Source organism: Psychrobacter sp. CAL346-MNA-CIBAN-0220, from assembly GCF_040309805.1.
Taxonomy (GTDB): Bacteria; Pseudomonadota; Gammaproteobacteria; order Pseudomonadales; family Moraxellaceae; genus Psychrobacter.
On the sequence record NZ_JBEOPF010000001.1, the window covers coordinates 736,067 to 750,966 of the forward strand.

11 protein-coding genes are annotated in these 14,900 nt (G+C 42.2%); all 11 read right to left on the reverse strand.

Annotated features, from left to right (window positions below; translation table 11 throughout):
• Positions 1–104 precede the first annotated feature (104 nt).
• The 11 genes from rpsA to cgtA all read right to left on the reverse strand — a co-directional run bounded on the left by rpsA (position 105) and on the right by cgtA (position 14,632).
• Complete coding sequence (gene rpsA, locus AAEY88_RS02845; protein WP_350560430.1) at positions 105–1,802, reverse strand: 30S ribosomal protein S1; 1,698 nt, start codon at positions 1,800–1,802, stop codon at positions 105–107.
• 315 nt (positions 1,803–2,117) lie between these two features.
• Positions 2,118–2,879, reverse strand: a complete 762-nt coding sequence (gene cmk / locus AAEY88_RS02850) for a (d)CMP kinase (RefSeq protein WP_350558751.1) — start codon at positions 2,877–2,879, stop codon at positions 2,118–2,120.
• 179 nt (positions 2,880–3,058) lie between these two features.
• Positions 3,059–3,610, reverse strand: coding sequence for a tRNA adenosine(34) deaminase TadA (gene tadA / locus AAEY88_RS02855; RefSeq protein ID WP_350558754.1), 552 nt, complete (start codon positions 3,608–3,610; stop codon positions 3,059–3,061).
• Between the two features lie 158 nt (positions 3,611–3,768).
• Positions 3,769–4,524 (reverse strand): uracil-DNA glycosylase, encoded by a 756-nt coding sequence (locus AAEY88_RS02860; protein ID WP_350558757.1) that lies wholly within the window; start codon positions 4,522–4,524, stop codon positions 3,769–3,771.
• 201 nt (positions 4,525–4,725) lie between these two features.
• Positions 4,726–7,281: an ATP-dependent Clp protease ATP-binding subunit ClpA gene (gene clpA, locus AAEY88_RS02865; RefSeq protein WP_350558760.1), complete on the reverse strand. Its 2,556-nt coding sequence runs from the start codon at positions 7,279–7,281 to the stop codon at positions 4,726–4,728.
• Positions 7,282–7,936: 655 nt separating this feature from the next.
• Positions 7,937–8,350, reverse strand: a complete 414-nt coding sequence (locus AAEY88_RS02870; RefSeq protein ID WP_407074384.1) for an ATP-dependent Clp protease adaptor ClpS — start codon at positions 8,348–8,350, stop codon at positions 7,937–7,939.
• 80 nt (positions 8,351–8,430) lie between these two features.
• The gene (locus AAEY88_RS02875; protein ID WP_350558763.1) at positions 8,431–9,306 is read right to left on the reverse strand and encodes a hypothetical protein; all 876 of its coding nucleotides are present in this window, start codon (positions 9,304–9,306) and stop codon (positions 8,431–8,433) included.
• A 151-nt stretch (positions 9,307–9,457) separates the two neighbouring features.
• Positions 9,458–10,525, reverse strand: coding sequence for an N-acetyl-gamma-glutamyl-phosphate reductase (argC, locus tag AAEY88_RS02880; RefSeq protein ID WP_350558766.1), 1,068 nt, complete (start codon positions 10,523–10,525; stop codon positions 9,458–9,460).
• A gap of 139 nt (positions 10,526–10,664) precedes the next feature.
• Positions 10,665–11,780, reverse strand: coding sequence for a uroporphyrinogen decarboxylase (gene hemE, locus AAEY88_RS02885; RefSeq protein WP_350558769.1), 1,116 nt, complete (start codon positions 11,778–11,780; stop codon positions 10,665–10,667).
• 261 nt (positions 11,781–12,041) lie between these two features.
• Complete coding sequence (gene proB, locus AAEY88_RS02890) at positions 12,042–13,214, reverse strand: glutamate 5-kinase (protein ID WP_350558772.1); 1,173 nt, start codon at positions 13,212–13,214, stop codon at positions 12,042–12,044.
• Between the two features lie 191 nt (positions 13,215–13,405).
• Complete coding sequence (cgtA, locus tag AAEY88_RS02895; protein WP_350558775.1) at positions 13,406–14,632, reverse strand: Obg family GTPase CgtA; 1,227 nt, start codon at positions 14,630–14,632, stop codon at positions 13,406–13,408.
• Between the last annotated feature and the right edge of the window lie 268 nt (positions 14,633–14,900).

Below are 14,900 nucleotides of genomic sequence, written 5' to 3' on the forward strand. Positions count from 1 at the left end.
GTTTAAATCAATAGTAAAAACGAGACATAAAAAAAAGCGACCGAAGTCGCTTTTTTTCGTATTACTCTTTACTAAAAACTAATTGGTTATTAAGAACAGGTAGCTTACTGCATTTGCTCTTTAATCAAATCACCAATTGTTTTTGGTTGTGCATCAGATGTAGATGACGCTTGGGGAGTACTGCTGCTGCCACCTAAATCTTTGATCGCTTGACGCTCTTCAGCTTCGTCTTTCGCTTTGATTGACAGGCTGATGTTACGTGTTTTGCGATCAACGCTAATGATTTTAGCTTCAACGTCATCACCAACAGTCAGATGCTTAGTCGCATCTTCAACGCGGTCACGCTGGATTTCAGAAGCACGTAGATACGCTTCAACTTCGTCAGCAAGTTCAATAGTTGCACCTTTTGCGTCAACTTCTTTCACTTTACCATTAACGATAGCACCACGGTCATTATTAACTAGGTATTCGTTGAACGGATCTGAGCTTAGTTGCTTAACACCTAGGCTGATACGGTTGGCTTCTGAATCTACAGACAATACCATCGCTTCTACGGTGTCGCCTTTATTGTAGTTACGGATAGCATCTTCACCTGTTTCGTTCCAAGAAATGTCTGACAAGTGAACTAAACCATCAATACCGCCATCTAGACCAATAAAGATACCAAAGTCAGTGATTGATTTGATAGTACCAGTGATTTTGTCACCGCGTTCGTGTTTCTTATCAAACTCATCCCATGGATTGGCTAAAGTCTGTTTGATACCTAGGCTAATACGGCGACGTTCTTCATCAATATCAAGGATCATGACGTTAACATCATCACCTACTTGAACTACTTTTGATGGATGAATATTCTTGTTGGTATGATCCATCTCTGATACGTGTACTAGACCTTCGATACCTTCAGAGATTTCAGCGAAACAACCGTAATCAGTCAAGTTGGTTACGCGAGCTTTAACAACACTACCCACTGGGTAAGTGGCGCCAACGTTATCCCAAGGATCAGTACCAAGTTGTTTTAGACCTAAGCTAACGCGGTTGCGTTCACGATCAAACTTCAATACTTTAACTTTTAGATCTTGACCAACTTCAACAACTTCAGATGGGTGCTTGATACGGCGCCATGCCATATCAGTGATGTGCAATAGACCATCAATTCCACCTAGGTCAACGAACGCACCATAATCAGTTAGGTTCTTGACGATACCTTCGATTTCGATACCTTCTTCAAGCTTATTCAATAGCTCTTCGCGTTCAGCTGAGTTTTCAGCTTCCATAACAGCGCGACGGCTAACCACAACGTTGTTACGTTTCTGGTCAAGCTTAATAACTTTGAATTCTAGCTCTTTACCTTCTAGATGCGTCGTATCACGGATAGGACGAACGTCTACCAATGAACCTGGTAAGAACGCGCGTACTGAACCCACGTCTACAGTAAAACCACCTTTTACTTTGCTAGAAATAATACCTTTTACAATCTCATTGTTGTCATAGATTTTTTCAAGGATATTCCACGTTTCGACGCGTTTGGCTTTTTCGCGTGACAGTAAGGTGTTACCCATACCGTTATCAACTGCTTCAACCACGACATCAACGCTATCGCCAACTTCTACTTCAAGCTCGCCTTCTTCGCTTAAGAACTCTTCACGAGCAACGATGCCTTCAGATTTCAAACCAGTGTCTACTGTGATCCAATCGTTATCGATGGCCACAACGATACCTGTAATAACCGAGCCACGCTCGATATCCAGACCCTGATTTTCAATACTCGCTTCAAATAGTTCAGCAAATGATTCCATTATATCTACCTTTGTATAGCCGTAGCCTGTCCAGCACAGTACGGATCAAATTTATGAAGATATAAAACGCGATACTGGTTTTATATCTTATATCTCCATGTAAAAAAACATTTGTTGCTAATAAGCTAATACCAACTAAAAATAGGCCTGCTTAGCCAACTCATTAGCAACAACTGACTTTTTATCTCTTGACACTGTTAATTTGATAGCTATCTTATTCTAATCACTACAATTTTATACTAAAACAGACGCGGTAGGGGCTTTTTTAGCGATTATCTTTTTATATCTATGGTCTACCAAAACCATTTAGCAATAATATTAAAAACAAAATCCTTTTGATTGGCAGTGTGCTTTTATTTGTTGATAAACTTCATCAGCATTTAATAATGAGCTGTCTATCAATAACGCATCATCCGCAGGCCTTGATGGGGCCGTAGCACGATTTTCATCACGATCATCGCGCGCTTTAATTGTTGTTAATATCGCTTCAAAATCTGTCGTTTGGCCGGCATTCTGTAATTGGGTCACACGGCGCAGCGCCCGTGCTCTAGCACTAGCAGTCAAAAATATCTTAGCATCAGCATTGGGAAATACCACTGTTCCCATATCGCGACCATCCGCAACCAATCCTGAGCGAGTCGCCATGTCTTGCTGTAGCTTTAATAGTGCTTGGCGCACTTCTGGATATACCGCTATTTGTGAGGCATATCCGCCTACTGTTTCATTGCGTACCTGTTCGCCTATGGTATCGCCGTTGACGATGATATCTACTCGTCCTGAGTCATTATTAGGCTCAAACGCAATCTGTAAGCCTTGAGTAAGCGCTAATAAAGCCGACTCATCAATGGGTTTTTCTCCCTTTGAGTCAATCAATCCTGCTGCAAACGCCTTTAGTCCAACAATACGATACAGAGCCCCTGAATCTAATAATTGATAGCTTAAAGCTTGCGCTAGACGCCAAGCTGCCGTGCCTTTACCAGCCCCACTCGGACCATCAATGCAGACAACCGGATAGCGTAATGCTTGGTCATGATTATCAATAGCATCAGTAGCGCTAAATGATGACGTTAAGGCGATCATAATACTCACTTAATAACAGGCACTTATATGGCGATATTTACTTATTTATCAACGGCTTATTGACCGAGGTCTATTTTCACAGCTAAATAGGGCGATATTATAGCAAAGAAACCCTTTCATCACTAGCACTGAAACTGACATTTTGTTCGTTAGCCACTACTTATCAGTCGCTGATTCGATTATAAGAGGTTGTCTTTGTCTTTTCTTGCCATTTGCCTACGCTGACGAAAGAATTTTTTGAGCATCTGGCTGCTTTGATTCGCATATAGACCTTGATAGACTTCGATATGGTGGTTGTAAAATGGCTGGTCTGGTAAGTTGATCTGACTGCCGACCATACCAGCACGCGGCTCATAGGCTGCATATATAAGCCGATCAACCCGCGCATGAATGAGCGCGCCGATACACATAGTGCACGGCTCTAAAGTCACGTATAAGGTCGTTTGTAGCGGTAGGCGATAGTTATTCAAGCGCTGGCAGGCATCTCTTAACGCGACAATCTCAGCGTGAGCCGTCGCATCATGGCGACCAATGGGCTCATTAAAACCCATACCGATGACGACATCATCATGTACTAATACCGCACCTACTGGCACTTCTCCACGCTTGCCACCGCGCTGTGCTAATGCTAACGCATAGCTCATCCACTGAACATCTTGGATTGACCAGAACGTGCTAGTAGCTAGCGGGTCACCTACTGACTGGTAAGGCTGTAAACTTATAGTCTGCATATAGTTGGTCTGCTTTAAAACGAACACAGTAGGCATGGCTGTGGAGAGTTTTTGAAGTTTCTGGAGTGGCGTAGCCGCACAGCAAACAAGAAGATTTTGCCAAACTTGCGAGTTTATGTACCGTATCTATTTCATTTAGTATTCAATATATTCATCATTTACTGCGGCAACTGCCAATCAATAGGGGTTTGACCATACTGCAATAGATAATCATTGGTTTTAGAAAATGGCTTAGAACCAAAAAACCCACCGCGATTGGCGGCTAATGGCGATGGATGTACCGCCGTTAAAATTAAATGCTTATCAGTATCAATATATTTACCTTTCTTTTGAGCTTTGCTACCCCACAAAATAAATACGGTATGATTGGTCTGCTCATTAACCACATCAATAACCGCATCGGTAAACTGCTCCCAGCCTTTATTTTGGTGGCTGTTTGGCGCCCCTTCACTGACGGTCAGAGAACTATTAAGGAGTAAAACACCTTGTTGTGCCCAATAAGTCAAATCCCCATGCGCTGAATAACGAGTATCAATATCAGTAGCCATTTCTTTGAGCACGTTATTCAGTGATGGCGGCTTTGGTATGGTTTTGGGTACAGAAAACGATAATCCCATTGCCTGCCCTGGGCGATGATAAGGATCTTGACCCAAAATGACGACTTTGACTTGGGATAAAGGCGTTAAATTAAAAGCATTAAACATTAAATTTGCCGGAGGATAAATACTCTCATCTGATTGATAGGCCTGCTTCAAAAATGCACGTAAGTCATCCATATTATCAGACGTTAATTCATCCACCAATGCCATTTTCCAGTCATTGGGAAGACGCACGTTATCTAAGATTGCTTGTTTTTGTGCAGCAGTTTTTGGTGTTGTTTGGCCATCTGATTGTTCATCATCAAATAATTGCATGCGTATTTAGCCTCTTTTTTAGTTGTTTTATAACTGCTTAAGATATGTAGCGCTATATTAGGATTGTCATCAAAACTATCATTTCAATAGCAATAGTAGCAAAAAAGTGTATGACGTTTCATTATAAAAAACAATAAAAAAACGGCTACTAATCATAGTAACCGTTTTATGCTTGTATTAATTATTGGCCATAACCAATTACTAGCTGGCTACTGACTCAGAATCTGAGCGCGGCTCATGGGTTTCAACCACTGTCAATATAATCCGACTATCTGCTGAGCCCTTATCGCTTTGTACCTTGCCACTAAAGGCTGTTTTCTCAATAGAGACATTACTATCAGTGTCCGTATCTTTTGGCTCTAAAGTGAGATGTACTACCCCGCCATTAACCAAATCACCGAATAAAATCATATTTGCCAACGGTTTTTTGATCTCATCTTGAATCAAACGCTGCATGGGACGCGCACCCATCAAACGGTCATAACCTTTCTCTGCTAAATAATCACGAACCTCATCATCAATCTCTAAGGTCACTCGCTTATCATCAAGCTGTACTTGCAGCTCAACCAAGAACTTATCAACTACTGATACCACTACTGAAGTATCTAGCGCGTTGAACTGAATAATCGCATCTAAACGGTTACGGAACTCAGGAGTAAAGACCCGTTTTAGAGACTCAGTATTATCTCGGCTGTGATCTTGTTGAGTGAAGCCCATAGAAGAGCGGCTGATACTCTCTGCACCAACGTTAGTGGTCATAATGACAATAACTTGCTTGAAGATGGCAACACGCCCATTGTTGTCAGTCAGCGTGCCATGATCCATGACTTGTAATAACAAGTTAAAAACATCAGGATGTGCTTTTTCGATCTCATCAAATAACAAGACACAGTGCGGATGCTGATTGATCTTTTCAGTGAGCAAGCCACCTTGGTCATAACCTACGTAGCCAGGCGGTGCACCAATCAAACGCGACGCAGTATGAGCTTCCATATATTCTGACATATCAAAGCGTACCAGCTCTACCCCTAATAGGTTTGCCAACTGACGTGAAACCTCAGTTTTACCGACACCGGTTGGGCCTGCAAACATAAATGACCCAATCGGCTTATCTGGTGCTTTCAAACCTGCACGGGATAATTTAATGGCATCCGCTAAGGTTGCAATGGCTTCATCTTGTCCAAATACTAAGCGCTTAAGATCACGATCTAAGTGCTCAAGAATACTCTTATCATCACTTGATACGGACTTGGGTGGAATACGTGCCAGCTTGGCAACGATGGCTTCGATATCCGCTACACCAATTCTTATTGGTGCTTTTTTCTTACTAGCAGTCTGCGATTTATCAGCTTTTTTAGACTGATCATTTGCTTTAGCCGCCGTTGCTTCTTCATACATTTCGTTATCGGTATCGCCAATGTCCGCCTCGATATCATCGTAGTTTTGCTCGTCAATACCTTTCTCTAAATCAGCAATAAAACTTTCTTCGGCATTGATATCGTCCGCATCAGGTATAACACCCAGACGCTTATACGCACCTGCTTCGTCAATGACATCAATAGCCTTATCCGGTAGAAAACGCTCATGAATATACTTGGAGGATAGCTGTACCGCACTCACTAATGCCTCATCAGTATATTCGACGTTATGAAACTCTTCATAACGTGGTTTAAGGCCGCGTAAAATGTCGATGCTGTCTTCAACACTTGGCTCTTTAACATCAATTTTTTGAAAGCGACGAGATAATGCATGGTCTTTTTCAAACACCTGCCGATATTCAGTAAAGGTAGTCGAACCCACACAGCGTAGCTCGCCATTAGCAAGTGCTGGTTTAATCAAATTCGACACATCCATATTACTACTCATCGACGAGCCTGCACCGATGATCATATGAATCTCATCGATAAACAAGATGGCATTGGGTCTGTTTTTGAGTGCATCAAGAAGTGATTTCATGCGCTTTTCAAAATCGCCACGATACTTAGTACCCGCAATCAGCGAGCCAATATCAAGGCTATAAATCACGCAACCATTAAGTGGTTTTGGTGCTTTATCGTTAATGATTAACCATGCCAAACCTTCCGCAATAGAGGTTTTACCAACACCAGGCTCACCTACTAATAATGGATTGTTTTTGCGGCGACGACATAATACTTGCGCGGTGCGTTCAATCTCAGGAGCACGGCCAATTAAGGGATCAGTTTTGCCTTCGGCTGCGCGCTGGTTTAAATTGGTGGCAAATTCTACTAATGGGTCTTTACTGGTTTTTTCTGAGGCAGCACGGCGTTCACCAGTCATCGGAGCGCGAGGCTCTGAGGGTTCATTTTTATCTTGTCCATGTGACAAATACTGAGTTAACTCAAGGCGACTAATACCTTGCTTTTTCAGTAAGTAAACGGCATAGGTATCATGCTCTGAGAACATAGAGACTAAAATATCTGAGCCCTCAACCAAACGACCACCACCGATAGACTGCACATGAAAAATCGCTCGTTGCAGAATACGATCGAAGCTTTGGGTAGGCTGCGGTGACTGCTCCATATCCGCATCTACTGTTGGCGTGTGCTTATTAATATAAGCTTCAAGTTCAGTGCGCAGATTGGTGACATTAGCATTACAAGCGGTCAAAGTACTTGCCGCATGGGTATTTTCTAACAGCGCCAGCAATAGATGCTCAACTGTAAGATACTCGTGCGATTTTTGGCGCGCAAGGGTCATTGCTAGACGCAAGGATACTTCAAGATGACGACTTAACATAAGGAATTCCTACGGTTATACAACTTTTTATAATTGGATAGCTTAACTAAGCACTTAGATAGTAAATCAGGGCAGTAGGTGAATTGTTCAAGTCAGATAACCGATCAGCATCACTAATAGAGGCGAATTGATACAAAATAGTTATCACAAGATAGTTGTCAAGAAACAATTAACACCGAAAGTTTTAGGTTAGCTTTCATTCATATCAACATGATCAGCACGCATAGTCAATCTATTAACTCGTACTAAAATGTATCAAAGCATGCTGTGAATAAAGCTTATAGAAAAAGCGATGATTCTGAAGTCTTTTTTACAAAAATTAAGAATAGTAAAGACTTATATAAAAACAGAAAATAGATGTGGATAATATTAAAAGCTATTGCTTAGGATGAATATCTAAAAAATGTTTGGGACGAAGATAACAAGTATGAGATTAAAATAGCCATCGATAACAACTATATAAGGTTACATAAGGTTAAAATCAAGATTAATATGAAGAGATAATTGCCAACGTGGATGGCTTATAGAGCAAGGTTTACGTAGAAGGGTGTTAGATAAACTAACCTAGCAAATTAAGGGGACAAGACTTAAAAGTATTTATCAGAGAAAAATAGCTTTAAAAAGACTAAAAATTAGGCATAACTAATGACGGAATCTATTCGCCTTGATGGGGTTCGATTTGAGTCAATAATGGATAACCCTCGCGGTGAGCGAGACTGTTAACTTTTTTGGCTTTGGTCTCAGCAATGTCTTTAGGGTAAATGCCAGCAATACCCTTACTATTGTTGTGAATGTTCAGCATAATTTCAACGGCTGAATCAACAGTATGACGAAACTCTGATTGTAGAACGTAGACTACAAACTCCATTGGGGTGTAGTTGTCGTTATACATGACTACTGCATACATGGGTGGTTTGGCCACTTCTGGCTCAGCGACCATAACATCTGCTTGCGGCGTGGTTTCACTGTCGGTGTCACTATCTTGAGCACGATGGTTTACTGGCACCTTTGGAAAATGCCAGTCAGAAACGGTCGGTTCAGAATTCGGTAGTATTTGCGTCATCATCATAGTAATAAAATAACTTCAAAAAGTAAGATTTATAATCAGAGGGAGATAGAAGGTAAGTTTTAGGACTGCTATTACTATATTTATGGTTTAACTGGGCTTTGATCAACTTCTGGCAAGTCTGATAGTGATAGCGGCATGCTATCCACCATAGCACCAAGCTTCCAGTCATACAACTGCTCAACTTGTTGATCATCTGCCTTTAGGTTAAGCTTAACCTGTAGCGGTTTAAATCCTACTGGCATGACAAAACGGCCACGTATACGTACAATACCTTCGATAGTATATCGTGCAGGATCCAACGGTACTTCCACAAAGCTGTCTTTATTTTGTAGAGTTAACATCACCTTTAAGTTTTCAGCTTGACCATCTTCGCTGAGCATACCCACATCAAAGGCGTATTCAAAGGTATTTTCAGGCAATGGTTCAATCTTAGCGCCGAGTATCTGTAAAGGCATACCCCCTTGTTTGACAATTACCTTTGCATATAATTTGTTCAGCTGCGAAACTTGGCTGCTCTCAACCTTTAACGCTTGCTGGTTTTGGCGTAGCTCATCTAAAGTTGCTAAACTAATAGCCAATTCTTGTTTAGATGTCGCCGCTTGATTGGTCAAAGCTTTATGGCTGGTACGTAAGTCTTTGAGATCGGTAGTGGCTTGTTCGCTGTTGATGGTTGCTTGCTTAGATTCTGTTTGCATTACATAATAGCCACGTTGATAACCAAGCTTATGGCCAAGTAATATAGCCACTATCGCCGTTACTAATATAGCCACTACAAATAATGCCATCAACCAGGTTGAAGCCCCTTGCTGTCTACCAGTTATATTGCTACTACTTGTGATGCTATAGACGCTCTGAGAAGAAGGCAGTAGATTGCGCTCAGAATCGTCTGATGTAAAAGCTTGGCATGACAAACATGTTGGCTTAGAATGCAAATGCGGAATAGTCTTAACACACATCTAGACAGTATCTCTTAACAGTAAGGGCGAGATATTATAACGGAATTTATAACCAATACCTAGCACAGCGCTGTAAGCGGAATAAATTAACAATAAATACTCGGTGATAAGTAGATATTGGGCTATATAGTAGACACGCCATCTAGCAATATTAAGGTACAATCGGCGCAAAATTTAATCCCATTGCTTCATCAAGCCCAAACATCACATTCATGTTTTGTACCGCTTGCCCTGCTGCGCCTTTAACTAAATTGTCTTGCACTACTAACACGGTTAGCTCACGGCGATCATTGTCTTGATGTACCGCAATACGCAAACGATTACTGGCACGCACACTACGAGTATCAGGATAAATATCGCGCGGCATTACATCAATAAATACTTCTGACACATAACTGGTCTCAAACTCATGCTGCCAGTCAATCTGGGTACCGTCTTCGGTCAACTCCATGTGAATCGAGCTGAACATACCGCGAATCATCGGTACTAAATGCGGTAAAAAGCGAATACGCTGGGTGAATTGACTCTTTAATAACTGCGCAACGCCTTGTTCAATTTCTGGCAAGTGACGATGACCTTTAACACTATAAGCTTTAAAATTATCAGTGGTTTCAGCATAATTGAGGGCTATACTCGCTTGCCGACCGGCGCCTGATACCCCAGATTTGGCATCGATAACAATGCGAGATTCAATCAAACGCGTGGCTTGCTGGTTTTGTACCTCTATAATAGGCTTTAACCCTAAGATAGCGGTGGTTGGATAGCAGCCAGGGTTGCCTACAATCAAAGCGTTTGCCAGCTTGTCACGATTGATTTCAGGTAAACCATAAACAGCCGTTTTTAGCAAATCAGGACAAGCGTGTGGTTGTTGATACCATTTTTCAAAATCAGTTAATGATTGCAAGCGAAAGTCAGCAGCCAAATCAATAACTCTAACGCCAGCCTGGGTTAAGGCCTCCGCTTGCTTCATCGCCACCCCGTGTGGAGTAGCAAAAAACACCACATCACAATCTTGTAGTGCCGATAAGGTATCATCCCCTAAATCGCTAAAAACAATATTCGAGATACCGCGCAAACTTGGAAATATCTCATCAGCGCGCGTACCAGCTTCACTACGCGAGGTTAACAGGTCAATAGATACCTCAGGATGGGCAGATAGTAAGCGAATAAGCTCAATACCTGTGTACCCCGTTCCACCGACAATCGCTGCTGAAATCATAAAATGTCCTTGTTTGCTCAGTAAACGCTAAATATATAAATACTAAAAACGTATAGCAGTTTAAAATATTTGTTTAAACCACCTATCTGTTTAGTATCTAATGGCTTTTCAATTCAAAAAACTTTAAGAATGGTAGCTTTTAAAGCTTATAGTCATGTACAGCATCGATAAATACTTTGGCATTATCAGGATTAACCCATTGAGTAATACCATGGCCTAAGTTTGCCACATAACCGGTCTTCTCGCCACAAGCATACGCACTGTCCAGCATCAACTTCACTTCCGCACGGATAGTCTCAGGTGAACCATAAAGCGTTGCCGGGTCTAAGTTACCTTGAACGGCTTTTTTGCGCTGTAGTGGTTTATGCTGTTCAGTCAGTACTTGGCGCGCACGATCAAGCGGCATCGTCCAGTCTAGTCCCAACGCATCTGCTTCACTATCAGCTTGAGTATCTAACCAGAGACCACCGCCTTTGGTAAATAAAACCACTGGAATATCGGGGTGACGTACTTTTAACTCAGCAACGATGCGCTTATTGTACGCATGTGAAAATTCAATAAACTGACGATGGCCTAACGCGCCACCCCAACTATCAAATATCTGTAAAATTTGTGCACCAGCAACGACTTGCGCGTCTAAATAATCAATCACAGAAACTGCAATCTTCTCAAGCAGTTGATGTAAAAACTCAGGTTTGCTGTACAAAAAGCCTTTGGTATAACGATAGTCTTTTGAGCTACCGCCTTCAATCATATAAGTAGCCAGCGTCCAAGGGCTACCTGAAAAACCAAACAGCGGTACTTGTCCGTTTAATGCGGTACGGATACTGGTCACTGCACGCATGACGTAATCGAGTGAATCATTGACATCAAGTGTCGGTAGCCGATCAAGATCTGCCTGCGTACGTATAGGATATTTAAACTTAGGACCTTCTCCAGTCTCAAAATATAAGCCTAAGCCCATAGCATCAGGAATGGTCAAAATATCACTGAATAAAATCGCTGCATCCAAATCAAAGCGGCGTAACGGTTGCAATGTCACTTCCGTGGCGCGGGCTGTATCTTTGCACAGGCTCATAAAATCACCGGCTTCAGCACGGGTGGCTTTATATTCTGGTAAATAACGTCCGGCTTGGCGCATCATCCATACTGGGGTGGTATCGACAGTCTCAAAACGTAGCGCGCGCAGCAGTCGGTCATTTTTAAGGGGAGCAAAGTTTTGCTTAAGCGAGTTACTATTGTCTGAAACGCTCATACACAAATCTCCAAAATAGAACAATATTTATTATTGTCGTTGTTAAAAATAAGGATAAATAAAAATAATAAGCACATTGGGTATTTGTAAAAGTTTAATCAACAAAATAAGTGAGATTATTAAAACCATACATAGAGTTAATGCCATAAAGAGTAACTCTGTTATAGCATTAACTTTTCAATAGCTAACCAATATGAGCTTAACCAACCATAAATGGGTTTTATAGGCCAGCTATGTACCTGTTGGCTACAGACCCCTATTTTACACAGACAAAGCTAAGTTATCACGATGTACCATGACCACGCGCTCTTCATTATTACCTAGAATTCTATCAAACTGCTCGGTACGCTCACGCGCAACACTGCGCGCATCGGTAGACGAGAAGTTAACTTGGCCAACCGCTAAACGCTCATTGGTATCTTGATGAATAATCTCTACTACATCACCTTCATCAAAGTCGCCACGTACTTCGACTACTCCAACTGGCAACAAACTTCTATTGTGCTCGGTTAAGGCTTTGGCAGCACCAGCGTCCACAATCAAAGCACCTGACATCCGCAAATGCGCCGCGATCCACTGTTTACGGGCGATGACTTTGTCTTCATCATTGGTGGTGAGTAAGGTTCCTACTGCTTCACCCGATACCACACGAGTAATGACATCTTCAATCGCACCGCTGACAATGACTGTCGGACAACCACCCATTGCCGCCAAACGACCGGCACGGATTTTGGTTAACATCCCACCACGCCCAAGCTTACCGCCATCGCCGGCAATATCAAATAGATAATCAGCCATCGCACGCTCTTGACGAATCATTCGGGCATTGGGATTATCACGTGGATTATCGGTAAACACACCTTCTTGATCGGTTAAGATAATGTATAAATCAGCATTGACCATCGCCGCTGCCATCGCGCCTAAAGTGTCATTATCGCCAAATTTAATTTCATCAATAGTGATGGTATCGTTTTCATTAATCACTGGCAATACACGCCACTCTAGGAGCTGAGTCAGGGCGCTAGTAGTATTCAAATAACGGCTACGGTTGGACAAATCATCATGCGTCAACAGCAACTGCGAGCTCTGGATACCGTGTTGGATAAGTGCTGACCACCACGTACCAATCAAACCCATTTGCCCGATAGAGGCACAGGCTTGTAATGCTGCAAGCTTATTAGGCCGCTCATCAAGGTTCATGCGTACCACACCTTCAGCGACCGCACCTGATGAGACCAACAGCACTTCCACACCTTGGTTGTGCAATTCAGCAATTTGGGTGGCCCACTCGTAAATGGCAGTACGATCCAGCCCTCGACCATTATTAGTTAATAACGATGAGCCAATCTTGACAATAACGCGCTTAATATCAAAGTTACGAGTTTGCTTAATAAACCTTGCTTCTTCGATGGGTTGTTCCATGTCATCTGCCATATAAAATCCTATATATTGCGTGGATTAAGTTAAAATAAATAAATTTAACTTAAATAAGTAAGGGACTTATCAAAGTAGCTCACAAAGGAAGCAACTTATGAGCTAGTGCTTCCTTTATCGTCTTCATAATAATACAGACTTTGATAAGTGTCTGTTAGTTACCAGTTTTAGCTATAAATTCTAGTCGTAATTTAAGGGGCGTAGACTACTTCGACATCATCGTCGTCATCAAAGCTATCATTATCGAGGCTATCGTCTTCCACTAAGTCTGTACCTTCACGTTGCGCCTTACGGGCAGCACGGTAGGCTTCACGCTGAGCTTCCGTATTACGACGCACTTCTGCCTCTAAACGCTCGAAGCGCTCTTTTTGCGCCTCAGCAAAGAGTGGCTCTTCTAACTCGCGTTCACGCTCACGCTCAATCTCATTCATTAAATGATATTTTACGGCATCAGTACCTTCACCCATTAAGGTTGAAGTACGAAATACCATGCCAGTCCAGCCAAGCTCAGCGACAATATAGTTACACAACTCGTCTAATTCTTCTGGATCGATAACTTGGTCAATCTTGTTCAAGATTAAAATCTGCGGCAAATTAGCCAGTTCAGGAGAAAAACGTTCAAGCTCATTTAAGATAATACGAGCATTGTTGACCGGATCTGTGCCATCAATAGGTTGTATATCAACGATATGCAGCAAACGGCGCGTACGTGCCACATGCTTCAAAAAGCGAATACCCAGGCCAGCGCCTTCTGATGCGCCCTCGATCAGCCCTGGAATATCAGCCATTACAAATGAGCGATGGCGACCAATATCAACCACGCCCAAGTTTGGCACGATAGTTGTAAATGGATAATCCGCAACTTTTGGCTTAGCGGCAGATACTTGACGAATAAAGGTAGACTTGCCAGCATTTGGCATACCAATTAGCCCGACATCAGCAACAACTTTTAGCTCAAATTTGAGTATTTTAAGCTCACCTTCAAAACCTGAGGTGGCTTTACGCGGTGCTTGGTTGGTCGAGCTTTTAAAATGGGTATTGCCCAGACCACCATCACCACCTTTGGCGATTAATAATGTCTGACCGATCTCAACCATATCACCGATAACTTCATCAGTTTCAGTATCGATAATAGTGGTACCAACAGGAACTGACAAGTAAACAATGTCTGAGCCTTTGCCTGCACAGTTTTTACTATGACCATTTTCACCGCGCATCGCATCATAGCGGCGGGTGTAGCGATAGTCGACTAAGGTGTTGGTATTGTCATCAGCGATAACATAAACGTCACCACCAGTACCCCCATCACCGCCATCAGGACCACCGCGCGGGACGTATTTTTCTCGGCGAAAACTGGCGATTCCGTTACCACCGTCACCTGCTTTTACCGTTACGACGGCTTCATCAATAAATCGCATGTTACGTTCCTTAATTATCAATCTAGATAACAGTCAGCGACTGTTTTATAGGGTTGTGCGTTTTTATAGGCACATATTTATGCTGTTGCTAGAAACCTAATGTATTCTGACCATTCAGCAATCATTATGGCAACAACACCCGATAACCAATCGGACTATCGGGTGCTGTGGGCTCTATAACTGCTGTACATTCTAACAGCAATACAGTCTATTAATAATCAGTATAACATCTAACAGCCACTTTCAAATCGTGCTAATAAAATGCATT